The organism is Micromonospora sp. CPCC 205739 (assembly GCF_036906795.1).
Lineage (GTDB): Bacteria > Actinomycetota > Actinomycetes > Mycobacteriales > Micromonosporaceae > Micromonospora.
Genome location: NZ_JBAKHS010000004.1, coordinates 261,228 through 287,029, shown reverse-complemented (window position 1 = coordinate 287,029; position 25,802 = coordinate 261,228). Strand labels below are relative to the sequence as shown.

Annotated in this window: 23 protein-coding genes and 1 tRNA gene; 14 read left to right on the top strand and 10 right to left on the bottom strand. The window is 73.4% G+C overall.

What is annotated here, in order from left to right:
• Positions 1-33: 33 nt before the first annotated feature.
• Together V6U88_RS09565 and V6U88_RS09560 are read right to left on the bottom strand one after the other, a co-directional pair.
• Positions 34-1,443, bottom strand: coding sequence for an amidase (locus tag V6U88_RS09565; RefSeq protein WP_334451662.1), 1,410 nt, complete (start codon positions 1,441-1,443; stop codon positions 34-36).
• A gap of 16 nt (positions 1,444-1,459) precedes the next feature.
• Positions 1,460-2,599 (bottom strand): cystathionine gamma-synthase, encoded by a 1,140-nt coding sequence (locus tag V6U88_RS09560; RefSeq protein WP_334451661.1) that lies wholly within the window; start codon positions 2,597-2,599, stop codon positions 1,460-1,462.
• 421 nt (positions 2,600-3,020) lie between these two features.
• Here V6U88_RS09560 and V6U88_RS09555 point away from each other — a divergent pair, with 421 nt between their 5' ends.
• The 9 genes from V6U88_RS09555 to V6U88_RS09515 all read left to right on the top strand — a co-directional run bounded on the left by V6U88_RS09555 (position 3,021) and on the right by V6U88_RS09515 (position 12,579).
• A complete protein-coding gene (locus V6U88_RS09555; RefSeq protein WP_334451660.1) occupies positions 3,021-3,440 on the top strand; it encodes an HIT family protein in 420 nt (139 codons plus the stop codon).
• Positions 3,441-3,614: 174 nt separating this feature from the next.
• A complete protein-coding gene (locus V6U88_RS09550) occupies positions 3,615-4,589 on the top strand; it encodes a Fic family protein (protein ID WP_334451659.1) in 975 nt (324 codons plus the stop codon).
• Positions 4,590-4,664: 75 nt separating this feature from the next.
• Positions 4,665-5,327, top strand: a complete 663-nt coding sequence (gene msrA, locus V6U88_RS09545; RefSeq protein WP_334451658.1) for a peptide-methionine (S)-S-oxide reductase MsrA — start codon at positions 4,665-4,667, stop codon at positions 5,325-5,327.
• Positions 5,328-5,530: 203 nt separating this feature from the next.
• Positions 5,531-7,315, top strand: a complete 1,785-nt coding sequence (locus tag V6U88_RS09540; RefSeq protein ID WP_334451657.1) for an N-acetylglutaminylglutamine amidotransferase — start codon at positions 5,531-5,533, stop codon at positions 7,313-7,315.
• Positions 7,316-7,317: 2 nt separating this feature from the next.
• Complete coding sequence (gene ngg / locus V6U88_RS09535) at positions 7,318-9,159, top strand: N-acetylglutaminylglutamine synthetase (RefSeq protein WP_334451656.1); 1,842 nt, start codon at positions 7,318-7,320, stop codon at positions 9,157-9,159.
• On the top strand, positions 9,156-10,340 hold the full coding sequence (locus V6U88_RS09530) for an osmoprotectant NAGGN system M42 family peptidase (RefSeq protein ID WP_334451655.1): 1,185 nt from the start codon (positions 9,156-9,158) through the stop codon (positions 10,338-10,340). Before ngg ends, V6U88_RS09530 begins: the two co-directional genes overlap by 4 nt.
• A gap of 360 nt (positions 10,341-10,700) precedes the next feature.
• Positions 10,701-11,630 (top strand): ribonuclease Z, encoded by a 930-nt coding sequence (locus tag V6U88_RS09525; protein WP_334451654.1) that lies wholly within the window; start codon positions 10,701-10,703, stop codon positions 11,628-11,630.
• Positions 11,627-12,136, top strand: coding sequence for a GNAT family N-acetyltransferase (locus tag V6U88_RS09520; RefSeq protein ID WP_334451653.1), 510 nt, complete (start codon positions 11,627-11,629; stop codon positions 12,134-12,136). The genes V6U88_RS09525 and V6U88_RS09520 overlap by 4 nt, the downstream gene beginning before the upstream one ends.
• Before the next feature lie 62 nt (positions 12,137-12,198).
• Entirely contained in the window at positions 12,199-12,579 is a 381-nt protein-coding gene (locus tag V6U88_RS09515; RefSeq protein WP_334451652.1) for a trypsin-like peptidase domain-containing protein, read from the top strand.
• 44 nt (positions 12,580-12,623) lie between these two features.
• On the opposite strand, the gene V6U88_RS09510 is transcribed toward V6U88_RS09515, so the two are convergent.
• A complete protein-coding gene (locus V6U88_RS09510) occupies positions 12,624-13,994 on the bottom strand; it encodes a cystathionine beta-synthase (protein WP_334451651.1) in 1,371 nt (456 codons plus the stop codon).
• A gap of 76 nt (positions 13,995-14,070) precedes the next feature.
• Positions 14,071-14,427 carry a YkvA family protein gene (locus V6U88_RS09505; RefSeq protein ID WP_334451649.1) on the bottom strand — a complete coding sequence of 119 codons (357 nt, stop codon included), beginning with the start codon at positions 14,425-14,427 and terminating at the stop codon, positions 14,071-14,073.
• A gap of 181 nt (positions 14,428-14,608) precedes the next feature.
• Here V6U88_RS09505 and V6U88_RS09500 point away from each other — a divergent pair, with 181 nt between their 5' ends.
• From V6U88_RS09500 to V6U88_RS09485, 4 genes are all read left to right on the top strand, one after another.
• Positions 14,609-15,661, top strand: a complete 1,053-nt coding sequence (locus tag V6U88_RS09500) for an SGNH/GDSL hydrolase family protein (RefSeq protein ID WP_442934600.1) — start codon at positions 14,609-14,611, stop codon at positions 15,659-15,661.
• Between the two features lie 97 nt (positions 15,662-15,758).
• Positions 15,759-16,562: an SGNH/GDSL hydrolase family protein gene (locus V6U88_RS09495; RefSeq protein WP_334451647.1), complete on the top strand. Its 804-nt coding sequence runs from the start codon at positions 15,759-15,761 to the stop codon at positions 16,560-16,562.
• 109 nt (positions 16,563-16,671) lie between these two features.
• Complete coding sequence (locus tag V6U88_RS09490; RefSeq protein WP_334451646.1) at positions 16,672-17,934, top strand: acetyl-CoA C-acetyltransferase; 1,263 nt, start codon at positions 16,672-16,674, stop codon at positions 17,932-17,934.
• 40 nt (positions 17,935-17,974) lie between these two features.
• Entirely contained in the window at positions 17,975-19,456 is a 1,482-nt protein-coding gene (locus tag V6U88_RS09485) for a CYTH and CHAD domain-containing protein (protein WP_334451645.1), read from the top strand.
• 4 nt (positions 19,457-19,460) lie between these two features.
• Here V6U88_RS09485 and V6U88_RS09480 read toward each other — a convergent pair whose 3' ends face one another.
• The 4 genes from V6U88_RS09480 to V6U88_RS09465 form a co-directional block, all read right to left on the bottom strand.
• Positions 19,461-19,781, bottom strand: a complete 321-nt coding sequence (locus V6U88_RS09480; RefSeq protein WP_334451644.1) for a hypothetical protein — start codon at positions 19,779-19,781, stop codon at positions 19,461-19,463.
• Between the two features lie 37 nt (positions 19,782-19,818).
• Complete coding sequence (locus V6U88_RS09475; RefSeq protein WP_334451643.1) at positions 19,819-20,574, bottom strand: Bax inhibitor-1/YccA family protein; 756 nt, start codon at positions 20,572-20,574, stop codon at positions 19,819-19,821.
• A 163-nt stretch (positions 20,575-20,737) separates the two neighbouring features.
• Entirely contained in the window at positions 20,738-21,559 is an 822-nt protein-coding gene (locus tag V6U88_RS09470) for a Bax inhibitor-1/YccA family protein (protein ID WP_334451641.1), read from the bottom strand.
• Positions 21,560-21,669: 110 nt separating this feature from the next.
• Positions 21,670-21,750, bottom strand: a tRNA-Leu gene (locus V6U88_RS09465).
• Between the two features lie 102 nt (positions 21,751-21,852).
• On the opposite strand from V6U88_RS09465, the gene V6U88_RS09460 reads away from it, so the two are divergent.
• The gene (locus V6U88_RS09460; protein WP_334451639.1) at positions 21,853-23,688 is read left to right on the top strand and encodes a hypothetical protein; all 1,836 of its coding nucleotides are present in this window, start codon (positions 21,853-21,855) and stop codon (positions 23,686-23,688) included.
• A gap of 63 nt (positions 23,689-23,751) precedes the next feature.
• Here V6U88_RS09460 and V6U88_RS09455 read toward each other — a convergent pair whose 3' ends face one another.
• Positions 23,752-25,092: an NAD(P)/FAD-dependent oxidoreductase gene (locus tag V6U88_RS09455; protein ID WP_334451637.1), complete on the bottom strand. Its 1,341-nt coding sequence runs from the start codon at positions 25,090-25,092 to the stop codon at positions 23,752-23,754.
• A gap of 103 nt (positions 25,093-25,195) precedes the next feature.
• Entirely contained in the window at positions 25,196-25,756 is a 561-nt protein-coding gene (locus V6U88_RS09450) for a hypothetical protein (protein ID WP_334451636.1), read from the bottom strand.
• Positions 25,757-25,802 lie beyond the last annotated feature (46 nt).

The following is a 25,802-nucleotide window of genomic DNA, read 5'->3' as shown; positions in this document are numbered from 1 at the left end:
TGCGGCAGGGGGGTGCGCGCACACGCTAGACGATCATGCAATGGCCGGCGACCCCGTTCCGACCCGGGGATAGCCGGGGGCGTGCCGGGACCACGGCGCCTGCATCTCGAACTGCCCGGCCACCGCGAGCAGCAGCAGCTCCGAGCCGGGCGGACCGACCAGCTGCGCCGCGACCGGCAGGCCGTCCGGGCGCCGGCCGACCGGCACCACGATGGCCGGCAGGCCGGCGATGTTCCACGGCGCGGCGTACGGGGCGTACCGGATGTTGGCCTTCATGTTGGCCGCCCAGGACCGGCCGGACCAGGAGGCGGCCTCCGGCGGCGGGCCGGCCAGCGCCGGGGTGAGCAGCAGGTCGACCGAGTGGTCGGTGAAGAAGCCGATCGAGCGCTCGCGCCAGGCGGCCCGGTCGGCCTCCCGGACGTACCCGCGTCGTTGCGCCCACTCGCCGAGCGCTACGTGCCGACGGCTGCGCCGCTGCAGGTCCCGCCGCGCGATCCCGGCGGCGCGCACCTCGACGGCGGCCGCGGCGAACCACGTCGCGATGCCCTGCAGGCCGAGCGCGGTCGGGTAGACCGGGTCGGCGGGAACGGTGTCGTGGCCGGCGGCGGCGAGCAGCCGGCCGGCGGCGGCCACCGCGTCCCGGTTGGGGGCGTCCGGCGAGACGCCCCGCACCGGGGAGCGCAGCGAGACGCCGACCCGCAACCGGGGCGGCGGGACCAGCTTGTCGGCGCGGCGGCCGGCGAGCACCTGGAAGCCGACGGCGGCGTCGGCGACCGTGGTGGTGAGCATGCCGTGCTCGGTGAGGCCGAACCAGTCCTCCGCGCCGAGCTGGGCGGGGACCACGCCCCGGCCCGGCTTGAGCCCGATCAGGCCGCAGCAGGCGGCCGGAATGCGGATCGAGCCGAGCCCGTCGTTGCCGTGCGCGATCGGCACCAGCCCGGCGGCCACCGCGGCGGCGGCGCCGCCGGAGGAACCGCCGGGGGTGCGCCCGGTGTCCCACGGGTTGCGGGTGACCGCCGACTCGTCGTCGGTGAGCGCCCAGAGGCCGAGCTCCGGCATCCGGGTCGCCCCGAGGATCACCGCGCCCGCGCCGCGCAGCCGCCGGACCACCTCGTGGTCGGCCTCCGCGACGGCGGTACACGCCGCGGCCGAACCGTTCCAGGTGGGCAGGCCGGCGACGGCGGTGTTCTCCTTCACCGCCACCGGCACCCCGGCCAACGGGAGGTTGGCCAGGTCCTCCTGCTCGTCGACCTTCTCCGCCTCGGTGATCGCCTCCCCGCCGCGTACCGTGCGGAACGCGGCGAGGTCGGCGTCGGCGCGGGCGATGTGGTCGAGGTGGTCGGCGACGACCTGGGTGGCCGAGACGTCGCCGCGGCGTACGCCCCTGGCGATCTGCTTGGCGGTCGCTCCGACCCAGGTCGGCATGATGTCCTGCACGGCCATCCTCCCCAGCCAGCGGTCAGCCCAGTGCCTGCTCCAGATCGGCGAGCAGGTCGTCGACCGTTTCGATGCCGACAGACAGTCGCACGAGATCGCCGGGAACTTCAAGCGGCGAGCCCGCAGCACTTGCGTGTGTCATCCGGCCCGGGTGCTCGATCAGGGACTCGACGCCGCCGAGCGACTCGGCGAGCACGAAGAGCTTGGCCCGGTTGCAGATCTCCACGGCGTGCTCCTCGCCACCGGCGGCGCGGAAGGAGATCATGCCGCCGAACCGGCGCATCTGCTTCGCGGCCACCTCGTGGCCGGGGTGCGCGGGCAGGCCCGGGTAGATGACCTGACCGACCTTGGCGTGCCCGTCCAGGTACGCGGCGATCCGCTCGGCGTTGTCGCAGTGCCGGTCCATGCGTACCCCGAGGGTCTTGATGCCGCGCAGGGTGAGCCAGGCGTCGAAGGGTCCGTTGATCGCGCCCATCGCGTTCTGGTGGTAGCGCAGTTCCTCGCCGAGGCCGGCGTCGGCGGCGATCAGCGCGCCACCGACCACGTCGGAGTGCCCGCCGATGTACTTGGTGGTCGAGTGGACCACCACGTCCGCGCCGTGCGCGATCGGCTGCTGCAGGTACGGCGAGGCGAAGGTGTTGTCGACCGCCAGCAGCGCCCCGGCGTCGTGCGCGACGGCGGCCAGGGCGGCGATGTCGGCGATGCCGAGCAGCGGGTTGGTCGGCGTCTCCACCCAGACGATCTTGGTGGTGGGACGCATGGCTGCCCGGACGGCGTCGATGTCGGAGACCTTGGCCGGGGTGTAGTCCAGCCCCCAGCGCTCGGCGACCCGGGCGAAGAGGCGGTAGGTGCCGCCGTACGCGTCGTCCGGGATCACCACGTGGTCACCCGGCTTGCAGACGGTGCGCAGCAGGGTGTCCTCGGCGGCCAGGCCGCTGGCGAAGGCGAGCGCCACCGGGCCGCCCTCCAGGGCGGCGAGGCACTCCTGCAGTGCGTCCCGGGTGGGGTTGCCGGAGCGGCTGTACTCGTAGCCGTTGCGGGGCGCGCCGACGGCGTCCTGGGCGTAGGTGCTGGTCTGGTAGATCGGTGGGATCACCGCGCCGGTGCGGGCCTCGGGGTCCTGGCCGGCGTGGATGGCGAGCGTCTCGAAGCCGTGACTCATTCCCGAGACGTTAGTCCGCCCGTCCGCCGGGGCGGGCGGAACCCGCCCGCGGGTCGCCCCGCTCTCCCCGTCGGGCGCGGTCCGAGTGTGCCCCACGCTCCCTGTGGAGCTGATGACGTAGACGATTCACGGCCCGCACCAACCACCCGGAGGCAACGCAGCCGCACCCGGTGAAGCCGGTCACCGCCGTCACCTTCGGGTCATCTCTTGTCGCTGGGACGACAACAGGTGCACCCGCAGTACTTCTCCGGACTTGCTGGTCACTGGGAGACGACCGGCGGGTGCCCGAGGGCTCGGATGAATCGTCTACGACGTCAGCTCCACAGCGCCCGGACTCCGCCCCGCCAGCCGCCGAGGCGTACGCCCAGCGACCCGTGTCGCGGGGGCGGGCGACCCCCCTGTCCGGCATTACGCTGCCCGGATGAGCGGGTGCGTGTTCTGCGGGATCGTGGCGGGCGAGGTGCCGGCGTTCCGGGTGGCCGACGAGCCGGACGGCGTCGCCTTCCTGGACACCCGGCCGGTCTTCAAGGGGCACGTGCTGGTGGTGCCCCGCACCCACCTGATCAGCCTCTCCGACCTGCCGGCGGACGCGCTGCCCGGCTACTTCCGCCTGGTCCAACGCCTCGTGGTGGCGGTCGAGACCGGACTCGGGGCCGGCGGGACGTTCGTGGCGATGAACAACAAGGTGTCCCAGTCCGTCCCGCATCTGCACACCCACGTGGTGCCCCGCACGAAGGGCGACGGCCTGCGCGGCTTCTTCTGGCCGCGCACCCGCTACGCCGACGACGCCGAGGCCGAGGCACACGCCGCCCGCGTCGCCGCCGCCCTGGCACCTGCCTGAGAGAGCTGTGATCGAGTAACAGCCCGCCCGGTCCAGCGTGGTTTTGTTCGGTTCAATTCGTTGGGCGCGTCACGAACAAAAGTCGCCGATTTTGTTCGGTACAGTTTGAATCGCTTCAACCGAACAAAATCGGAGTTGAACATGTCCGGACCTGGCCGCCCACCCCGTGCTGCGGTGTACCAGCGGATGGAAGACGCCGTTCGAGAATTGCGGGAACGGCTGGGTGGCCTGCCCACGCCGAACGAGGCCGAGGACATCTGGTCCGACATCTGGCACCAGGAGGCACACCACAGCACCGCCATCGAAGGGAACACGCTCGTCCTGCAGGAGGTGGAGAAGCTCCTGGAGGAGGGACGGGCCGTCGGTGCCAAACCACTGCGCGACTACATGGAGGTCAGGGGCTACGCCGACGCCGCCCGATGGGTGTACGGCCAGGCCCTCGCGCCGGGCGACTGGCAGTCCTCCGCGCTGCTTTCCCTGCAGGAGGTCCGCCACATCCACTACCTGGCGATGACGCCGGTCTGGACGGTCGCCCCGCACCCCCACGCCAGCGACACCGAAGGGCCGGGCAGCTTCCGGCGGCACGAGATCGCCCGCTTCCCGGGTGGGATGAAGCCACCCTCCTGGCCGGAGATCGACGCACGCATGGACAGTTGGTTGGGCAGGGTGAACGAACTCCCCCAGGACCGCCCGAGCCCACTGGCGGAACGACTCGCGGTCCTGCACAACGAGTTCGAGGTCATCCACCCCTTCCTCGACGGGAACGGACGGACGGGCCGACTCGTGCTCAGCCTCCTGCTCGGCAGGCTGGGCTACCCACCGGCGATCATCTACAAGCGCGACCGGGACGCCTACCTCAAAGCCATGCGAAGGGCTGACGCAGGCGACGCCGGACTGCTCGGTGAGTTGATCGCGCGCAGCGTCACGGCGAACCTGTACCGATTCGTGATGCCCGCCGTGGCCGGTCCGGTCAAACTGCTACCGCTACCGGCACTCGCCACCCCGGACCTGTCCGAGAACGCCCTCAGAGTCGCCGCCACGCGCGGCCGGCTCAAGGCGATCAAGGGCGACGACGGCACCTGGCGTAGCAGCCGGAGATGGGTGACCGACTACGCCAGGAGCCGATACAAGAGGCGTTCCCCACGCTGAATGCCCGAGGGATGGGTAAGGAACCGGGGCCCGCCGGCGTTGCACGCGGGGAGAGGTACCGAAAGGAGTCCCACCGTGTTCCTTCGCCGCATGAAGGCCGAACTGCCCACCCCCGACCAGGCCCTGCCAGGCCGCATGATCGCGATGCCGATCGGTGACCGGCACGAGGTGCTGCCGTCGACCCTGAAGGGTCCGTTCCCGGAGGGTGCCCAGGTCGCCGTCTTCGGCATGGGCTGTTTCTGGGGGGCCGAGCGGCTGTTCTGGACCCTGCCCGGGGTGATCACCACCTCCGCCGGCTACGCGGGCGGCAGCACGCCGAACCCGACGTACGAGGAGGTCTGCTCGGGGATGACCGGGCACGCCGAGGTGGTTCAGGTGGTCTACGACCCCGCGAAGATCAGCTACGAGGACCTGCTCAAGGTCTTCTGGGAGAACCACGACCCGACCCAGGGCATGCGCCAGGGCAACGACGTGGGTACCCAGTACCGCTCGGCGATCTACACCACCACCGACGAGCAGCGGGCGACCGCGGAGGCGTCGCGGGACGCGTTCGCGCCGATCGTGGCCCGGGCCGGCAAGGGTGAGATCACCACGGAGATCACGCCGCTCGGTGCGTACTACTTCGCCGAGGACTACCACCAGCAGTACCTCGCCCCGACCAAGAACCCGAACGGGTACTGCAACCACGGCCCCAACGGGCTGAGCTGCCCGGTCGGGGTGGCCCGCACCGCCGGCTGACCGGCCTGACGTTCGTCGACGGGCCTGCGGTGTTTGTCACACCGCAGGCCCGCTCCGATCCGGGCAGCGGCCCGTCCGCCGGCGGAAAAGTCGGCAGTGACCACGGGGCCGGGAAGAAGCGGCGCGCATTCTAGCAAACACCCAATGCCACCGACATCAGCTCAACAGGCGAACCGCAACGACCTCTGGCAGCATTGCCTGGCATGTGCGGACTGGCTGGGGAGTTCCGCCGTGACGGCTCACGGGCCGATATCGCGGCGGTGGAGCGCATGGCGGCGACGATGAGCGACCGGGGCCCCGACGACAGCGGGGTCTGGGCCCAGGGGCCGATCGCCCTCGGGCACCGGCGCCTGAAGATCATCGACTTGTCGGCGGCGAGCGGGCAGCCGCTGGTCGACCCCGACTCGGGACTGACCGGCGTCTTCAACGGCTGCGTCTACAACTACCGGGAACTGCGCGCGGAGTTGCAGGCCAAGGGGCACCGCTTCTTCTCCTCCGGCGACAGCGAGGTCGTCGTCAAGGCGTACGCCGAGTGGGGGCTCGACTTCGTCGACCACCTGATCGGCATGTTCGCCGTGGCGATCACCGAGCGGGACACCGGCCGGCTGGTGCTGGCCCGGGACCGGCTCGGCATCAAGCCGCTCTACCTGGCCGAGACGCCCGGCACGGTGCGCTTCGCCAGCACCCTGCCGGCGCTGCTGGCCGGCGGCGGCGTGGACACCGAGATCGACACCGTGGCGCTCGCCCACTACCTGAGCTTCCACAGCATCGTGCCGCCGCCGCGGACCATCCTGCGCGGCGTCACCAAGCTGCCCCCGGCGACCGTGCGGGTCTACGAGCCGGACGGCCGCACCCACGAGCGGGTCTACTGGGACCCGTCGTTCACCCGGGCCGCCGAGCGGGCCGACTGGTCCGAACAGGACTGGCAGGACGCCCTGCTGGAGTCGCTGACCACCGCCGTGCGCCGCCGGATGGTGGCCGACGTGCCGGTCGGCGTGCTGCTCTCCGGCGGCCTGGACTCCAGCCTGGTGGTCGCGCTGCTGGCCGGCGAGGGGCAGTCCGGCCTCTCCACCTTCTCCATCGGCTTCGACTCGGTCGGCGGCCGGGAGGGCGACGAGTTCGTCTACTCCGACCTGATCGCGAAGACCTTCGACACCGACCACCACCAGCTCAAGGTGGCCGCCGGCGACCTGGTGCCGCCGCTGGAGGCGGCCGTCGCGGCGATGAGCGAGCCGATGGTCAGCCACGACTGCGTCGCCTTCTACCTGCTCAGCCAGGAGGTGTCGCGGCACGTCAAGGTGGTCCAGTCCGGGCAGGGCGCCGACGAGATCCTCGGCGGCTACCACTGGTACCCGCCGCTGGCCGGCATCGACCGGGAGCGGGCCCTGGAGACGTACGCGAAGGCGTTCTTCGACCGGGACGCGGCCGGCCTGGCCCGGGTGCTCAACCCGGACCGGCTGGCCGACGGTGACCCGGCGCGGGAGTTCGTGGCCGCGCACCTGGCCCGGCCGGGCGCGCAGACCGCGGTCGACGCCGGCCTGCGGATCGACACCCAGATCATGCTGACCGACGACCCGGTGAAGCGGGTGGACAACATGACCATGGCGCACGGGCTGGAGGCCCGGGTGCCGTTCCTCGACCACGAGTTCGTGGAGCTGGCCGCGAGCTGCCCGCCCGAGCTGAAGCTGGCCCAGGGCGGCAAGGGCGTGCTCAAGGAGATCGGCCGCCGGGTCCTGCCGCACGAGGTGATCGACCGGCCCAAGGGCTACTTCCCGGTGCCGGGCCTCACCCACCTGGAGGGCAAGCTGCTCGACCGGGTACGCGACGCGCTCTCCGCGCCCGCCGCCCGCCGGCGCGACCTGTTCCGCGCCGACTACGTCGACGCGCTGCTCGCCGACCCGAACGCCGAACTCACCCCGTTGAACGGAAACAAGCTGTGGCAGCTGGGACTCCTGGAAATGTGGCTCCAGAGCCACGGGATCGACTGACCATGACCGAGACCGTGACGACCATCGACCGGGACCGGGACCGGGACCGGGATTGGGACCGCGTGCCGGGCCGACGCCGGGAGCGGGTCGGCCCCGGCGGCGACCCGGTCGCGCCCGGCACGCCGGAGGACCGCACGCCCAACACCGACGAGGCGGGCGTGGTGCTGGACTGCGGCTGGGGACGGCTGGTCTTCGGCCAGACCTTCACCCACCAGGCGGCCGTCGCGGACGTGCTGCGCTCCGAGGCGGCCGGCGCCCGGGACATCTGCATCTACCTGCGCGACCCGCACGTGCTGGTGTCCCGGCTGCCGGACGAGTTGTTCATCGACCCGTCGCTGACCTACCGGCTGCCGCTGGGCGAGCGGCGTCCGGCCGCCATCGACGGCGACGACGAGATCCCCGGCCTGGTGATCCGTCCGCTGCGCGACGCCGACGACGCGGACGCGGTCAACCGGATCTACGCCCGCAACGGCATGGTCACCGCGCCGGTCGACGTGCTGGTCGACAACGCCGGCACCGACCGCTTCCTGCACCTGGTCGCCGAGGCGGCCACCGGCGAGATCGTCGGCACCATCACCGGCGTGGACCACGTGGCGGTCTTCGCCGATCCGGAGAACGGCGCCAGCCTCTGGTGCCTGACCGTCGACTTCAACACCGCGCCGCCCGGCACCGGCCAGGCGCTGCTGACCGGGCTGGCCGACCGGCTGGACGAGCGGGGTCGGGCCTTCGTGGACCTGTCCGTGCTCGCCGAGAACTCCGGCGCGATCCGGCTCTACGAGCGGCTGGGCTTCCACCGGACCGCCACGCTCTGCGTGAAGCGGAAGAACCCGATCAACGAGCGGCTCTTCCTGCCCGCCGCCCCGGCCGGGTACGACGACCTCAACCCGTACGCGAAGATCGTCGCCGACGAGGCGATGCGGCGCGGCATCCGGGTCGAGGTCACCGACCCGCGCTGGGGCGAGCTGCGGCTGACCAACGGCGGCCGGACGATCCACACCCGGGAGTCGCTCTCCGAGCTGACCTCGGCGGTGGCGATGAGCCGCTGCGACGACAAGCGGGTCACCCGGCGGATCCTCGCCGAGGCCGGGCTGTCGGTGCCACGCGGCCGGACCGCCACCGGCGGCCCGGACGACCTCGCCTTCCTCACCGAGGTCGGCCCGGTGGTGGTCAAGCCGGCGCGGGGCGAGCAGGGCAACGGCATCACCGTCGGCGTCCGCACCGTCGAGGCGCTGACCGCCGCCGTCGAGCTGGCCCGCCGGTTCTGCCCGGACGTGCTGATCGAGGAGCTGCGCGACGGCGAGGACCTGCGGGTGATCGTCATCGACCACGAGGTGGTGGCCGCCGCCGTCCGCCGCCCGGCCCAGGTGACCGGCGACGGCGTGCACGACATCGCCGCGCTGATCGACCGGCAGAGCCGCCGGCGGGCCGCCGCCACCGGGGGCGAGTCCCGCATCCCGGTCGACGAGATGACCCGCGAGGTGGTCGCAGAGGCCGGGTACCGGATGACCGACGTGCTGCCCGAGGGCGAGGTGCTGGCCGTCCGCCGGACGGCGAACCTGCACACCGGCGGCACCATCCACGACGTCACCGCCGAGCTGCACCCGGCGATCGCCGAGGCCTGCGTGGCGGCGAGCCGCGCGCTGGACATCCCGGTGACCGGGCTGGACCTGCTGGTTCCCGCGCCGGACCGGCCGGAGCACGTCTTCATCGAGGCCAACGAGCGGCCCGGGCTGGCCAACCACGAGCCGCAGCCCACCGCCGAGCGCTTCGTCGACCTGCTCTTCCCCGGCACCCGGGCACCGCAGCGGCTCTGGTCCCCGGCCGGCCCGGGAGGTGCCGCGTGAGCCCGAAGCCACTGGAGATCGACCTGGACTACCTGCGCCAGGTGCTGCTGGAGCTGCTGGAGATCCCCAGCCCGTCGGGGCGTACCGACCACGTGCAGCAGTACGTCGGCGAGCGCCTCTCCGCGCTGGGCATCTCCTCCACGCTGACCCGGCGCGGTGCGCTGAGCGCCTGCCTGCCCGGGCCCCGCCAGACCGGGGCGGACCGGGCGATCGTGGTGCACACCGACACCATCGGCGGGATGGTGAAGCGGCTCAAGGAGAACGGCCGGCTGGAGCTGAAGACCATCGGTACGCACAGCGCCCGGTTCGCCGAGGGCGCCCACGTCCGGATCTTCACCGACGACCTGGACCGGGTGATCACCGGCCAGGTGCTGCCGTTGAAGGCCAGCGGGCACCGGTACAACGACGACGTCGACAGCCAGGGCGTCGGCTGGGAGCACGTCGAGGTCCGGGTCGACGAGCCGGTCGACGACATCGCCGGCCTCCGGGCGCTCGGCATCGACGCGGGCGACTTCGTGGCGTTCCTGCCCAACCCGACGATCACCCCCAGCGGGTACGTCAAGTCCCGGCACCTGGACGACAAGGCCGGCGTGGCCGCCGTGCTCACCGCCTTGAAGGCGATGGTCGACGCCGGGGTCACCCCGGTGGTCACCGCGCACCTGCTGGTCACCGTCACCGAGGAGATCGGCCACGGCGCCAGCCACGGCCTCGACCCGGACGTCGCGGAGATCGTCTCGGTGGACGCGGCGGTGGTCGCCCCCGGCCAGCAGTCCCGGGAGCACGCGGCGACGCTGGCGATGGGCGACGGGGTGGGCCCGTTCGACTACCACCTGACCCGCAACCTCGCCTCGATCGCCCGGGAGCACGGCGTCGACCTGGTCCGGGACGTCTTCGACTACTACCGCTCGGACGTGGCGGCGGCGGTCGAGGCCGGCGCACACGCCCGGGTGGCGCTGCTCGGCTTCGGCGTGGACGCCACCCACGGCCACGAGCGCACCCACCTGGACGGGCTGCGCCACCTCACCCAACTGCTCTGCCTCTACCTGCAGAGCGAGCTGGTCTTCCCGGAGTGGGACGCCGAGCCGGAGGGCGACCTGGCCGACTTCCCGTCACTGGCGGTGCAGCCGGCCAGCGAGGAGGGGCCGCGTGAGGGTCCGATCGGCATCGCCGACTCGACCTGACCGGTCCGCCCGTCGATCCCGCGACGAACACCTGCACCACCGCCGGACATTCCGCCCGGCCCTGTGATCGAAATCCGTTGCCGGTGCCCCGCAGGAGTCGATAGCGTGGCGGTACACGGGAAAGGAGGTGGTCCAGACTTGTATAGCAATCGGACTCGTGAGGTGGCTGTCCGCTAGCCGCTGTCCTCGACAGTGAAAACTCGTCCGCCGCGAGGCGGGCATGCACGATCGTCGAGACCGTGTGGCAGCGGTGCGGCGAAACCACGACAGCCACCCGACCCCCGGGGTGCCGGCCCAGTCCAGCCGGCCCGCGCGCGAGCGCGGAAGCCCCGGGGGTCGCTTCATATCCCGGGAGAGTCCGTGTCGATGCGCGAGCTGGTGGTGCTCGGGACGGCCAGCCAGGCCCCCACCCGGCAGCGCAACCACAACGGGTACGTGCTGCGCTGGGACGACGAGGTGATCCTCTTCGACCCGGGTGAGGGCAGCCAGCGGCAGTTGCTGCACACCGGCGTCACCGCCACCGACCTGACCCGGATCTGCGTCACCCACTTCCACGGCGACCACTGCCTCGGCCTGCCCGGGATCATCCAGCGGCTCTCCCTGGACCGGGTGCCGCACCGGGTGGCGGCGCACTTCCCGGCCGGCGGGGCCGAGTACTTCGCCCGGCTGCGCCACGCCACCTCCTTCCACGAGACCGCCGAGCTGGCCGTCGAGCCGATCGAGGCGGACGGGCAGCGGATCACCCTGGGCGTCGGCACGCTGGAGGCCCGCCGGCTGCGGCACCCGATCGAGACGTACGGCTACCGGCTGGTGGAGCCGGACGCCCGCCGGATGCTGCCGGATCGGCTGTCCGCGTACGGAATCGTGGGGCCGGCTGTCGGGGAGCTGCTCCGCGTCGGCCACCTGGACCTGGAGGGACGCCGCGTCACCCGGGACGAGGTGAGCGTGCCCCGACCGGGCCAGCGGTTCGCCTTCGTGATGGACACCGGGCTCTGCGACGCGGTGTACGCCCTCGCCGAACACGCCGACCTGCTGGTCATCGAGTCGACCTTCCTGGAGTCGGAGGCCGCCCTGGCCGCCGAGGTCGGCCACCTGACCGCGGCTCAGGCCGCGCGGGTGGCGACCGAGTCGGGGGTACGCCGGCTGGTGCTCACCCACTTCTCCCAGCGGTACTCCGACCCGCGGCGCTTCGCCGACGAGGCCCGCGAGCACTTCGCCGGTGACCTGGTGATCGCCGAGGACCTGGCCACCGTGCCGGTCCCGCCCCGCCGGGTAGCCTCGGCCGGGTGACCGTCACGCTCCGCCCCGCCACCGACGACGACCTGATGGGAATCGGTGCGCTGCACCAGCGGTCCCGGGTGGCCGCCTACTCCTCGTTCCTGCCCGCCGAGGCGCTGGCCGACCCGACGCCCGAGGCGATGGGCCGGTACTGGGTCGAGCGGTTCGGCTGGGAGCGCGACGACCACCGGATGACCGTGGCCGAGCGCGACGGCCGGCTGGTCGGCTTCAGCTACCTGGGCCCGGACGACGACGGCGACCCGGGCACCGGGCTGCTCAACGCCATCCACCTCGACCCCGACGAGCGGGGCCGGGGCACCGGCCGGGAGCTGATGGTCGACGCCCTGGACGCCATGCGGGCGCGGGGCTGGTCCCGGGCGGCGCTCTGGGTGCTGGCGCAGAACGACTCCGCGCGTCGCTTCTACGAGCGCGGCGGCTGGACGCCCGAGGGCACCCGGCGCGACGAGCACTTCGGCCCCGTCGTCGTCGCGCAGGTCCGGTACGCCCGACCGCTGTGACCCGGCCGTTCGCTCTGAGCTGATCGGGGCATGCCCGTCGATCCGGTCGCGTTGCCGGATGCATGGACACCGATCACACCGAGCGGGCGGAGGACGCCGCGCTCGACGCGTACTCCCGGGTCGTCACCGGCGTGGCGGCCCGGGTGCTGCCCAGCGTGGCCGCCCTGTCGGTGCGGACCACGCGCGGGGCGGGCGCCGGCTCCGCGATCACCGTGGGCACCGACGGCCTGCTGCTGACCAGCGCCCACGTGGTGCAGGGCGCCCGGGACGGCTCGGCCGCCTTCGGCGACGGCACCGAGGTGCGGTTCCGGGTGGTCGGCGCGGACCCGCTCTCCGACCTGGCGGTGCTGCGGGTGGACGAGGCGACCGTGCCGCCGGTGGAGCTGGGCGACGCGGACACCCTCGTCGACGTGGTCGCGGTCCCCACCGAGCTGAACCGCTGACTCCCCTCCCCCTCCCCCGCGGGGAGGGAGGGGGTGGGGGTGGGTCAGCGGGCGCCGAGGTGGGCGAGGAGGTCCTGGCGGGTGAGGACGCCCTTGGGCTTGCCGTCGACCAGCACCAGGGCGGCGTCGGACTTCTCCAGCAGGCCGACGGCCTCGCTCACCGGCTGGCCGCCGCCGATCATCGGCAGCGGCTCGGCCATGTGCCGCTCGATGGTGTCGTGCAGGTGCGCCTGCCCGGTGAAGAGCGCGTCGAGCAGGTCCTTCTCGGCGATCGAGCCGGCCACCTCGCCGGTCACCACCGGCGGCTCGGCCTTGAGCACCGGCAACTGCGAGACGCCGTACTCGCGCATGTAGTCGATCGCGTCGCGGACCGTCTCGGTCGGGTGCACGTGCACCAGCTCGGGCAGGCCGCCCGGCTTGCTGGCGAGCGCGTCGGCGACGGTCGGCTCGGTGCCCGAGTTGTCCAGGAAGCCGTACCGGGCCATCCAGGTGTCGTTGAAGATCTTCGACAGGTAGCCCTTGCCGCTGTCCGGCAGCAGCACGACGATCACGTCGTCCGGGCCGGCCTTGCGGGCCACCTCCAGGGCGGCCACCACGGCCATCCCGCAGGAGCCGCCGACCAGCATCCCCTCCTCGCGGGCCAGCCGCCGGGTCATCTCGAACGAGGCCTTGTCCGAGACCTCGATGATCTCGTCGGCGACGCCCCGGTCGTAGGTCTCCGGCCAGAAGTCCTCGCCGACGCCCTCGACCAGGTACGGCCGGCCGGTGCCGCCGGAGTAGACCGAGCCCTCCGGGTCCGCGCCGATGACCCGCACCCGGCCCTCGGAGGCCTCCTTCAGGTACCGGCCGATGCCGGAGATGGTGCCGCCGGTGCCGACGCCGGCCACGAAGTGGGTGAGCCCGCCCTCGGTCTGCTTCCACAGCTCGGGGCCGGTCGTCTCGTAGTGCGAGCGCGGGTTGGCCGGGTTGCTGTACTGGTTGGGCTTCCAGGCGCCGGGGATCTCCCGGGCCAGCCGGTCGGAGACGTTGTAGTAGGAGCGCGGGTCCTCCGGCGCGACGGCGGTCGGGCAGACCACCACCTCGGCGCCGTACGCGCGCAGCACGTCCTGCTTGTCCTGGCTGACCTTGTCCGGGCAGACGAAGACGCACTTGTAGCCCTTGAGCTGCGCCACCAGGGCCAGCCCGACGCCGGTGTTGCCGCTGGTCGGCTCGACGATGGTGCCGCCCGGCTTCAGAATGCCCGCGGCCTCGGCGTCCTCCACCATCCGCAGCGCGATCCGGTCCTTCACCGAACCGCCCGGGTTGAGGTACTCCACCTTCGCCAGCACGGTGGCCTGGATGCCCTCGGTGACGTTGCGCAGTCGTACCAGCGGGGTGTTGCCGATCAACTCGACGACGTTGTCGTAGTACTGCACCTCGTTGTGCCCTTCGTTGCGGCGCCGGCGCCGGCGGCCGGGCAGACGTTTCGTTCGTCGCCCAGGGTACGTGCCGTCAGGGGATCATCTGCCCGGGGATGACGGAGCCGCGACGAGCCTCCCACTCCAGGAAGCGCTCGGTCTCCGCCAGCACGCTACCGGCCAGCCAGGTGACCATGACCGCGTCGTCCACCAGGCCGAAGACGGTCAGGAACAGCTCCGGCACCACGTCCACCGGCGAGAGCACGTACGCCGTCGCCGCCGTCATCATGGCCAGCCGGAGGCCGCCGTCGTACTCCCCCCGGGTGGTCGCTTTGATCATCCGGGGCAGCGCCGCCAGCCGCTGCCCCAGCGACGGGCCGCCCCGGGCGCCCGCCATCAGTGCCCGCGCCAACGCGGTGAACGCCGCGCTCCGCTTCAACGTCCTGCTCATCCGTCCAGCCCCTTTCCGCCCGACCAGCGTGACGCGGGGGCGCAAGCCCACCGCGACCTGCGGCCCGGGGCCGTCGCCCCGGCGCCGTCACCCGTCAGGTACCCAGATGCGTCGTTCGCCAGCCATGCGCCGGCCGCCACGAGGAGAGCGGCGTGTCGTTCCGGCGCGATAACGTGGCGGTATGGGGGTGGCTGGTTCCGTCGTACCGGTCGGTCCGCGCTGGCAGCGCGCCCGACGGATCGCCCGGATGGCGGCGATCGGCACCGGCGCGGGCGCGGCGGCGTTCGTCGCGACCGGCGGGGTGCTGATCGGTCAGGCCCGTCAGGCCCGGCGCACCATCCCGATGGCCGAGGCGCCCCCGCCCCGCTGTGACGGCGTCTATGGCGCGAAGTGCCCCGGCCCGCCGCTGACCATGGTCGTGCTCGGCGACTCGTCGGCGGCCAGCTACGGCGTGCACCGGCGCCGGGAGACCCTGGGGGCGCTGCTCGCCACCGGGCTGTCCCGACGGCTGCACCGGCCGGTCCGGGTGCACCGCTTCGCCGTGGTGGGCTCCCTGTCCGCCGGGCTGAAGCCGCAGGTCGAGTCGGCGCTGGAGTGCGACCCGGACGTCGCCGTGATCCTGATCGGCGGCAACGACGTCACCAACCGCACCCCGCCCGGGCTGGCGGTGCGCTACCTGGTCGACGCGGTCCGCGCGCTGCGGGCCACGGGCTGCGAGGTGGTCGTCGGCACCTGCCCCGACCTCGGGGCGATCCAGCCGATCCAGCCGCCGCTGCGCTGGCTGGCCCGGCGGTGGAGCCGGCAGCTGGCCGCCGCCCAGACGGTGGCGGTGGTCGAGGCGGGTGGCTGGACGGTTTCCCTCGGCGACATGCTCGGTCCCCGGTTCGTCGCCGAACCGACCCGAATGTTCGCCTGGGACCGGTTCCACCCGTCCGCCGAGGGGTACGCGGTGGCCGCCGCCGCGCTGCTGCCGACCGTGATCTCGGCGCTCGGCACCGGCCCGGAGCGCAGGCCTGTCCTGGGCCGGGGCGAAGGGGTACGGTCGCTGCCGGAGGCCGCCCAGGAGGCGGCCCGGCACGCCGGTACGGAGGTCAGCGGCACCCAGGTCCGGGGCCGCGACCGCGGGCCGGCCGGCCGCTGGGCGCACCTGCGCCGGCGGGCCTTCTTCGGCGTCGGCGCGGTGCCGCAACCCGGTTCCGCCACCGACTCACCCACACTGGAGGGATCGGCATGAGCGAGCGAACCATCGGGCCCCGCGCGGCGGAGCCCCATGCCGACCGCAGCCAGGGGCAGGAGTGCCGGCACGCCGTCGAGCACCGGGAGGTGTCGTCATGACCGAACGCGGCATCGGCGCGGAGCTCGCCGTCCGGCTCGGGAAGGCGGCGGCCGTCTCCCTGGTCGCCGGCACCCTCGGCGGCGCGGCGGTGCTCGCCGGGCAGGCCGTCGCCGCTCGTAACCGCAGCTACGCCCAGCCGGAGCTCGGCCTGGCGCTGCGCGCCACGGTGGGCCGGGCCGGCGCCCCGCCGCTGCGGCTGGTGCTGCTCGGCGACTCCTCGGCGCTCGGCGTCGGGGTCGAACGCTTCGACGAGACCGTCGGCGGGCAGCTGGCCCACCTGCTGACCGAGGGGCCGACCGGGCGGCAGGTGCACCTGTCCAGCGTGGGGGTCTCCGGCTCCCGCTCCACCGACCTGGCCACCCAGGTGGCCCGGGCGCTGCTCGGCGAGCGTCCCGACGTGGCGGTGATCCTGATCGGCTCCAACGACGCCACCGCGATGCGCCGGCCGGGCGAGGCCGCGGCGTACCTCGGCGCGGCGGTGCGCCGGCTGCGCGACGCGCGGGTCGAGGTGGTGGTGGGCACCTGTCCCGACCTGGGCGCGGTCCGTGCCGTCGCGCAGCCGCTGCGGCAGGTGCTCGGCTGGTCGGGGCGGCGGATCGCCCGGGCGCAGATTGCCGCCGTGCTCGACGCCGGCGGCAGCGTGGTCGACCTGGGCGCGGAGACCGGGCCGGTGTTCCGCGCCGACGCCGGGACCCTCTGCGCGGACGGCTTCCACCCCTCCGCCGACGGGTACCGGGTCTGGGCGCACGCCCTGCTGCCGGCGGTGGCCGCCGCGGCCGCCGCGGCCGCCCGCCACTGAGCGGACCGGCGAACGGCACGGCAGGTCGGCGGACGGCACGGCGCGGGGTGACATTTCCCGCCGCCCTGGCAGCTTCCGCGCCAAGTTACCGGCGAGTTAACGTTGGTTCATGCCGATTGAGTCGTCCCGCGACGCCGTCATCGTCGCCACCGCCCGCTCCCCCATCGGTCGCGCGTTCAAGGGTTCGCTGCGCGAGGTCCGCCCCGACGACCTCGCCGCGACCATCGTCCGGGCCGCGCTGGACAAGGTCCCCGGGCTCGACCCGACCGAGGTCGAGGACCTCTACCTCGGGTGCGGCCTCCCCGGCGGCGAGCAGGGCTTCAACATGGCCCGGGTGGTCGCCACGCTGATGGGCCTGGACGGCCTGCCCGGCGCCACCCTGACCCGCTACTGCGCCTCGTCGCTGCAGACCACCCGGATGGCGATGCACGCGATCCGCGCCGGTGAGGGCGACGTCTTCATCTCCGCCGGCGTGGAGATGGTCTCCCGGTACGCCCGGGGCAACTCCGACACCCTCCCCCCGGAGGCGCAGGCCCTGGTCGGCGGCGGCTGGGAGAACCCGCGCTTCGCCGAGGCGCAGGAGCGCTCGAAGGCCCGCGCGGCCGGTGGCGCCGAGGTGTGGAGCGACCCGCGCGAGGCCGGCCAGCTCCCCGACATCTACCTGGCGATGGGGCAGACCGCCGAGAACCTCGCCCAGGTGTACGACGTGACCCGCGAGGACATGGACGCCTTCGGCGTACGCAGCCAGAACCTCGCCGAGAAGGCCATCGCCGACGGCTTCTGGGCCCGCGAGATCACCCCGGTCACCACGCCGGACGGCACCGTGGTCAGCACCGACGACGGCCCGCGCGCCGGCGTCACCCTGGAGGCGGTCGCCGGCCTCAAGCCGGTCTTCCGCCCCGACGGCCGGATCACCGCCGGCAACTGCTGCCCGCTCAACGACGGCGCCGCCGCCGTGGTGGTGATGAGCGCCCAGCGCGCGAAGGACCTCGGGCTCACCCCGCTGGCCCGGATCGTCTCCACCGGCGTGACCGCCCTGTCGCCGGAGATCATGGGCCTCGGCCCGGTCGAGGCGTCCCGGCAGGCCCTCAAGCGGGCCGGCATGACCGTCGACGACGTCGACCTGGTCGAGATCAACGAGGCGTTCGCCGCCCAGGTGATCCCCTCCTACCGGCAGCTCGGCATCCCGGAGGAGAAGGTCAACGTGATGGGCGGCGCGATCGCCGTCGGCCACCCGTTCGGCATGACCGGTGCCCGGATCACCGGCACGCTGCTCAACTCCCTGGAGTGGCACGACAAGACCATCGGCCTGGAGACCATGTGCGTCGGTGGCGGCCAGGGCATGGCGATGGTGCTGGAGCGGCTGAGCTGAGTCACGGTTCGCCGGTCGCCCGCCCGGGTACCGGAGCCGCATGGCGACGGTCGTGGAGCGGGAACGCAAGTACTCCGCCGACGAGGGCTTCCGGCTGCCGGACCTGACGGGGTGCGGTGGCGTCGCGACGGTGTCCGACGCCACCGCCCTCGACCTGGACGCGGTCTACCTGGACACCGCCGACCTGCGGCTGGCCCGCAGCGGCTTCGCGTTGCGCCGGCGGACCGGCGGCCACGACGCGGGCTGGCATCTCAAGGTCGGCGCGGCCGGTGGCGCCCGCACTGAGTACCAGTTCCCGGCCGGGGCGGACGACGTCGACCCGCCGGCGGAGCTGGTCGCGCTCTTCCGGGCCGCCGCCCGTGGACGGGCGGTCGAGCCGGCGGCACGCGTCACCAACCGCCGGATGGAGCGCCGGCTGCTCGACGACCGCGGCCGGGTGCTGGCGGAGGTGGTCGAGGACACCGTCGAGGGGCGGGATCTCGTCACCGGCGAGCGGCAGGCGTGGCGGGAGATCGAGGTCGAGCTGGTCGACGGCGACGAGCCGCTGCTCGACGCGGTGGAGTCGCGGCTGCGCGAGGCGGGCAGCCGTCCGGTCGCCGTCTCCAAGTCCCACCGGGCCCTCGCCGGCCGTCTCGCCGCCGCGGCCGAAGGGACCGCGCCGGATCCCGTCGTCGCCTACGCGCTCGCCCAGCGCGACGCGCTGATCGCGAACCATCCCGGGGCCCGGCAGGGCGACGAGGACGCGGTGCACGACACGCGCGTCGCCGTCCGCCGGCTGCGCGCCACCCTGCGCACCTTCCGTGGCCTCTGGGACCGCCGGGAGAGCGAGGCCGTCCGCGCCGAGCTGCGGTGGCTCGGCGCCCAGCTCGGCGCGGTCCGGGACGCCCAGGTGATGGCCGCCCGACTCACCGACGCCGTGCGGGCCGAGCCCGTCGAGCTGGTGCTCGGCCCGGTCGCGGCGCGCGTCTCGGAGCGGTTCGCCGCCGACCTCGCCACCGCCCTCGACGAGCTGGGACGGACGTTCGACTCGGACCGGTACCCGGACCTGCTGACCCGGCTGGACCGGCTGCTGGAGGGGCCGACCGCGCGCAGCGCCGACGCGCGGTGGGTGGCCCGCCGGGTCCGCCGGGCGATCAGCCGCGCGGACGACCGGCTGGACCGGGCCCTCGACGGGCAGCCGGCGGAGGAGGCGGACCTCGCGCTGCACGAGGCGCGGAAGGCGTACAAGAACGCCCGGTACGCGGTGGAGGTGCGGGAGCCGAGCGCCGGGAAGCCCGCCGCCGCGCTCGCCGGTCGGCTCAAGGAACTCCAGGACCTGCTCGGCGCGCACCACGACTCGGTGGTCACCCGGGAGGTGCTGCGTCGGCAGGCGCTGCGCGCGTACGCCGACGGCGAGAACACCTTCACCTACGGGATCCTGCACGCCCGGCAGGCCACGGCCGCCGACCGGGACCTGCGCGCCGTCCCCGCCGCCCGGGACCGGGCCCGCCGGCGCAAGGTACGACGCTGGCTGAAGAGCTGAGCCGTCAGAGCGCCGTGCGGGTCGCCGTCACCTCGGCGGCGGCCCGGGCCAGTGTCTCGTCCGGCGCCCCGGCCGCGACCAGGTCGGCGGCCACCACCCGGAGCTGGTCCACCAGCGCCAGGTCGTTGTCCAACCGGGGTACGCCCCGACGCGGCTCACCCTCGGCGTCCGCGCCGAGGTTGGCCAGCTCCTGCACCAGCCGGTGCATCAGGTCGGCGCGGGACACGTTGCCCCCCTCGGCGACCGCCGCCCACCGCGGCTGCTGCCAGTGCCCGACCTGACGGACCAGCAGCTCCACCGCCCGGCCCAACTCCGCTGCGCTCATCGCCGCCGAGTCTACGGCCGCAGCGCCCCGCCCCCGCTCACCGGCGTAGGTAGCTCAGCAGCCGCAGGATCTGCCAGTACAGGAAGATCAGCCCGACCAGCAGCCCGAAGGCGCAGAGCCAGGCGTACCGGCGGGGCAGGCCGCCCCGGACCGAGCGTTCGACCTGGTCGAAGTCGAGGATGAAGCTGAGCGCCCCGGCGATGATCGCCACCCCGGAGAAGACGTACGGCAGCCAGCCGACCTGGCCGGAGAGGGAGTAGATCTCCACGCCCTGCCGGCCGGTGAACAGCCGGAAGACCAGGTTGACCAGGCTGATCGCGAGCAGCCCGATCAGGGTGCCGATCACCAGGCGGGCCAGGCGCGGCGTGGCCCGGACGACCCGGGCCCGGTAGAGCAGCGCCATCCCGAGGAACACCCCGAAGGTGCCCACCACGGCCTGCGCCACGATGCCCGGGTAGACCAGCTCGAACGCCCGGCTGGCCACCCCCAGCAGCACCCCCTGGAGCAGGGCGTACCCGATGATCGGGGCCGGGTGGGTGATGCCGCGCAGCGAGATCACCAGGACCAGCACGATGCCGGCCAGGGCGGTGCCGGCCAGCGCCGCCGGGACCCACATCTCCTGCGGCACGACCACCCAGGCCACCGCCGCGGTGGCCCCGGTGAGCAGCAGCAGCCCGACGGTACGGACCACCACGTCGTCGACGGTCACCGCCTCCGCGCCGCCCGCCCCGGGCAGCCGGTGCGCCCGGCTGGTGTCGTCCAGCCGGTCCAGAACCGGGTTGGCGCTGCGCACCCGCCACCTCCTCGCCAGCCGTACCCCTGGTGTCACTCTCCCCCGGACGGCCCGCCGGCGGCGGGGAAACGGCGGGGCCGGGGTGCGGCGGGCCGGGGCGGGCCGGATACGACGGCGCCCGCCGCCGCGGGTCGCGGTGGCGGGCGCCGAGGGGTTCGGACGATCAGTCGTCGCCCTGGAAGTAGCTGATCAGCCGGAGCAGCTCCAGGTAGAGCCAGACCAGGCTGACCACGATGCCGAACGCGGCCGTCCAGGAGTAGCGCTGGGGCAGCCCCATCCGGACGCCGTCCTCGACCTCCTTGAAGCTGAGCACGAAGCTCAGCGAGGCGACCACGATGCAGACCAGGCTGAAGCCGATGGCCAGCGGGCTGCCGTCGCGCAGGCCGGTGTTGACGTCGAGGAAGACCGCCAGCACGAAGTTGATCAGCATGACGGCGAAGAGGCCGGCCATCACGGCGATCATGCCCTTGACGAACTTCGGGGTCGCCCGGATGACCTTCGCCTTGTAGAGCATGGCCATCACGAAGAAGACACCGAAGGTGGCCACCACGGCCTGGAGCACGATGCCTTCGAAGGCGGTCTCGTACGCCTTGCTGACCAGGCCGACGAAGGCGCCCTCGACGACGGCGTACGCGACGACCAGCGCCGGGTTCGCCATCCGGGAGAACGAAATGATCAGGCCGAGCACCAGGCCGACCATCGCGGCGCCGATCCACGCCGGTCCGAGGAGCGCGTCCGGGACCAGCACCCAGGCGGCCGCGGCGGAGACGCCGAGGATGCCCAGCAGCGCGACGGTCTTGACGACCACGTCGTCGATGGACATGGTGCCGGCGGCCGGGGCCACCGGGTAGCCGGGCTGGCCCGGGTACTGCGGGGGAATGCCGGGCTGTCCGTGGCCGTACTGCCCGGGCGGGGCGTACCCGGCGGCACGCTCCCGCTCGGCCGCCTGGCCGAGCCGGGCCAGCACCGGGTTCGAGGTCTTCACTTCTCAGGCCTCCCTCAGGGGGTCATCGCACGCACGACGTGCCCTACAAGAGTAAACGCACCAGGCGACCTGCGCGCCCGTGCGCCGGCTGAGGGGAAGCTGAGAGAGAGTGCCCGGGGCGGGGGTCGAACCCGCACGCCTTTCGGCAGCCGCTTTTAAGGCGGCCGTGTCTGCCGTTCCACCACCCGGGCGGGTGGCACCGGCGCGTCGACACGCGGCGGTGCAGTGCCACCGTAACCGTTCACCGGCGACCCGGCGTACCCCGTGACGGGTGCCGCACTAGGGTCGAGCCCGTGACCAGCGCAGCCCGTACGGCGTCCGACCCCGACCCCGACCTGGCTGTCGGCCTCGCCGAGCCGGCCGCGCCCGGAACCCGCGCCCGCCGCTGGCGGGCCACCGTCGCCCGGCACCGCACCGACCTGCTCGTCGGCCTCGCGTTCGTGCTGCTCGCCGGCTGGCTCACCAACGGCCTCTGGCCCGACCCGACCGGCCGGGTGCTGGCGCTCAACCCGGAGGACCAGACCCTCTACGAGTGGTTCCTGGCGGTCGACTCGCGGGCCCTGCTCGGCGACTTCGGCCTACTCACCGACCGGCTCAACAGCCCGGACGGGGTGAACCTGATGACCAACACCACGGTCATCGCGCTCGGCGTGCTCTGCGCCCCGGTCACCCTGCTCTTCGGCGCGCCGGTCACCTTCGCCCTGCTGGCCGGGGTGAACCTCGCCGGCACCGCCGTCGCCTGGTACCTGCTCTTCACCCGTACGCTGCGCGCCCGCCGGCTCGCCGCCGCGCTCGGCGCCGGCCTCTGCGGCTTCGGGCCGGGCATGGTCTCCCAGTCCAACAGCCACCTGCACATGACCGCGCAGTGGCTGGTCCCGGTGATCGTCTGGCTGGTCGTGCGGCTGCTGCGCGCGGCCGACCCCGGCGTCGCGTCGCTGGACCGGCCGGACCGGCGCCGGCTGGTCACCTCGGCGGTGGGGCTGGCCGCCGCGGTCACCGTGCAGATCTTCGTCGGCGAGGAGGTGCTCTTCCTCACCGCGGTCACCCTGCTGGTGATGACCGTCGCGTACGCGGTGACCGACCGCGAGCTGCTGCGCCGGGCGCTGCCCGGCTTCGCGGGCGGCCTGATGCTCGCCGCCGGGCTGGCCCTGCTCGTCCTCGGCTACCCGCTGTGGTTCCAGTTCGCCGGGCCGCAGGGCGTGGCCGACGGCATGTTCAGCCCGCACTACTTCTCCGCCGACCTGCGCAGCTGGTGGACCATCTCCCCGCTGTCGGTGATCGGCAGCGACTCGTCGGCCCGGCTGACCACCGGCCCGGCCGAGTACAACACCTTTCTCGGTCTGCCGCTGCTGCTGGTCGCCGCCGGCTGCGCGCTCTGGCTGGGCCGCCGGCCCGTGGTGGTCGCCTGCGTCGCCGGCGCGCTGGTGATGGGCGCGCTGTCGCTCGGTCCGCAGGTGGTGCACGACGGTGACCGCAGCGCCATGCCCGGGCCGTTCGCGCTGCTCGCCGGCCTGCCGGTGATCGACGGCGCGCTGCCGATGCGGTTCGGGCTGGCGGTGCTGCCGCTGGCCGCGACCCTGCTGGTGCTCGCGGTGGACCGGGCGCTGCGCCGGCCCGGCCGGGCGCGGCTGCTGGTCCCGGCCGCCGTGGGAGCGGCCCTGCTGTCGGTCTTCCCCGCTCCCCTGCCGACGGCGGAGCGCCCCCCGCTGCCCGAGTTCGTCACCGGCGGGCACTGGCGGGAGTGCGTACGCCCCGGCGGGGTGCTGGTGCCGGTGCCGGCCGCCACCCCCCAGGAGCCCTGGCCGATGCGCTGGGCGGCGGCGGCCGACGCGGAGTTCGGCATCCCGGAGGGGTTCTTCATCGGCCCGTACGGCCGGGACGGCAGCGCCACGATGGGCACCTCCAAGCAGCCCACCTCGGTCCTGCTGGCAGACGTCGCCAAGCGTGGCCACGAGCCGGTGATCGGCGACGAGCAGCGGCGGCAGGCCCGGGTGGACGCCGACTTCTGGGGCGCGGACTGCGTGGCGGTCACCGACGACGCCCCGCACGCGGAGAGCCTGCGCCGCACGCTGGTGCAGCTCTACGGCCCGGGCACCCGGATCGCCGACGCCTGGACCTGGCGGGTCTGAACCGCCCCCGCTACGAGGAAGGCCCCCTCCCGTGCCGGGAGGGGGCCTTCGTCACGAACAGGATCAGACCGGACGTCCGGCACCCGCGCCGACCGGCTGGGACGCCTCGGCGAACTCCTCGCGCGGGTCGTGCAGCTGACCGAGGGCGACCACCTCACGCTTGAGGAAGAACGCCAGCGACCAGTCGACCACGACCCGGACCTTGCGGTTGACCGACGGGATCCGGCTCATGTGGTACGTCCGGTGCATGAACCAGGCCGGCCAGCCGGTCATCTTCACGCCGTACACCTGGGCGACGCCCTTGTGCAGGCCGAGGCTGGCCACGCTGCCCGCGTGCTTGTGCTTGTAGTTGACCGGCTCACGACCGCGGATCACGTTCGCGATGTTGTCGGCCATCCGGGCCGCCTGACGCACCGCGTGCTGCGCGCTCGGCGAGCAGTAGTTGCCCGGCTCCTTGGTCAGGTCCGGAACGGCGGCGCAGTCGCCGGCACTCCAGGCGCCCTCGACGACCTCGTCGCCGTCGACGATCTGCAGCGTCGGCAGGCAGGTGACCCGCCGGCGCTCGTCGCGCGGGAAGTCGGTCGCGTCGAGCATCGGCGAGGGCTTCACGCCGGCCGTCCACACGATGGTGTCGGAGCGGAAGGTGTCGCCGTCGGAGAGCTTGACCACGCCGTCGACGCAGGACTCCAGCCGGGTGTCCAGGCGGATGTCCATGTTGCGCTTGAGCAGCTGCTGGACGGTGTAGGCGCCCATGTCCCGGTCGACCTCGGGCAGCACCCGCTGGGTCGCCTCGACCAGCACCCAGCGCATGTCCTCGGGCTTGAGCTCCGGGTAGTACCGCAGCGCGTCCCGGGCCATGTCCTCCATCTCGGCCAGCGCCTCGATGCCGGCGTAACCGCCGCCGACGAAGGTGAAGGTGAGCGCCGAGCGGCGGACCTCCGGGTCCGGCGTGGCGGCCGCCACGTCGAGCCGGTCCAGCACGTGGTTGCGCAGGTAGATGGCCTCGCCGATGGTCTTGAACCCGATGCCGTGCTCGTGCAGGCCCGGGATCGGCAGCGTCCGGGAGACCGAGCCGGGGGCCAGCACGACGTGGTCGTACTGGATCTCCCGGGTGGGGCCGCTGATCGGCTGCACCACCGCGGTCTTCCGGTCGTGGTCGATCCGCGTCACCGCACCCGCCACGACCTTGCACCGGCGCAACTCACGCCGCAGCGGCACCACGGAGTGCCGGGGCGAGATGTTGCCGGCCGCCGCCTCGGGGAGGAACGGCTGGTAGGTCATGTGCGGCTGCGGGTCGACGACGACGACCTCGGCCTCACGGGAGCTCAGCTTCTTGGACAGGCGCAGAGCGGCGTACAGGCCGACGTGCCCGGCACCCACGACAAGGATCCGCTTCGGATTCACGTCATCTATCTTTCCCCGGGCGGCTCGGGTAATCCCGTCCGAGACCCCCTTCTGTGACGGAGCACAACCCCTGTGACCTGCGCAACGTCCCGGAGCCGCCCCGCTATCCGCGACGCAGCAGCCAGCCCAGCAGCCCGGTCAACCCCACCGCCACCAGCAGTCCTGCCACCGTCGCCGCCTGAAACCCGGCACCTTTGCCGATCTCGCCCAGCCAGGCCAGGATCACCCCGACCACGGCCGTGGCGAGCATCACCGCGCCGGCCCGCGTGAGCCAGCGCAGCACCAGATCCGGGTCGACCACCCCGTCGTAGGGCAGCACCGCGGCGAGCGCGCAGAGGGTGTGCGCCAGGTAGAGGGCGGCGGCCACGGCGAGCAGCCGCCAGAGCGCGATCGGCCGGTCGTAACCGGCGGAGGCGATCACCCAGCCGCCCACCGTGACCAGGGCGGCGAAGGTCGGCCACGCCCGGCGCGGGGCCACCGCCGGGAGCACCGCCACCACCGTCAGGGCCAGCAGCGCCCGCGCGCTGAACATCTCGACCGGGTACGCCAGCAGCAGCCCGACCAGCACGGTGAGGAAGACGCCGGCGCGCACCAGCAGCGGCACCAGGCTCACCCGGTTGACCGCCGTCCGCAGCGCCCGCACCCGTTCGGTGACCGCCTTCATCTGTGCCAGCTTTCGTTCGCGACTGCGGGACTCCGCTGCGCTGCGT

What these genes read in the sequence shown, in the direction of transcription:
- V6U88_RS09485 (WP_334451645.1), top strand. Translation starts at nt 17,975, where the DNA reads ATGGCGACGGTCGTGGAGCGGGAACGCAAGTACTCCGCCGACGAGGGC.
- V6U88_RS09515 (WP_334451652.1), top strand. Translation starts at nt 12,199, where the DNA reads ATGGACACCGATCACACCGAGCGGGCGGAGGACGCCGCGCTCGACGCG.
- V6U88_RS09555 (WP_334451660.1), top strand. Translation starts at nt 3,021, where the DNA reads ATGAGCGGGTGCGTGTTCTGCGGGATCGTGGCGGGCGAGGTGCCGGCG.
- V6U88_RS09540 (WP_334451657.1), top strand. Translation starts at nt 5,531, where the DNA reads ATGTGCGGACTGGCTGGGGAGTTCCGCCGTGACGGCTCACGGGCCGAT.
- V6U88_RS09560 (WP_334451661.1), bottom strand. Translation starts at nt 2,599, where the DNA reads ATGAGTCACGGCTTCGAGACGCTCGCCATCCACGCCGGCCAGGACCCC.
- V6U88_RS09495 (WP_334451647.1), top strand. Translation starts at nt 15,759, where the DNA reads ATGACCGAACGCGGCATCGGCGCGGAGCTCGCCGTCCGGCTCGGGAAG.
- ngg (WP_334451656.1), top strand. Translation starts at nt 7,318, where the DNA reads ATGACCGAGACCGTGACGACCATCGACCGGGACCGGGACCGGGACCGG.
- V6U88_RS09505 (WP_334451649.1), bottom strand. Translation starts at nt 14,427, where the DNA reads ATGAGCAGGACGTTGAAGCGGAGCGCGGCGTTCACCGCGTTGGCGCGG.
- V6U88_RS09565 (WP_334451662.1), bottom strand. Translation starts at nt 1,443, where the DNA reads ATGGCCGTGCAGGACATCATGCCGACCTGGGTCGGAGCGACCGCCAAG.
- V6U88_RS09490 (WP_334451646.1), top strand. Translation starts at nt 16,672, where the DNA reads ATGCCGATTGAGTCGTCCCGCGACGCCGTCATCGTCGCCACCGCCCGC.
- V6U88_RS09450 (WP_334451636.1), bottom strand. Translation starts at nt 25,756, where the DNA reads ATGAAGGCGGTCACCGAACGGGTGCGGGCGCTGCGGACGGCGGTCAAC.
- V6U88_RS09500 (WP_442934600.1), top strand. Translation starts at nt 14,609, where the DNA reads ATGGGGGTGGCTGGTTCCGTCGTACCGGTCGGTCCGCGCTGGCAGCGC.
- V6U88_RS09480 (WP_334451644.1), bottom strand. Translation starts at nt 19,781, where the DNA reads ATGAGCGCAGCGGAGTTGGGCCGGGCGGTGGAGCTGCTGGTCCGTCAG.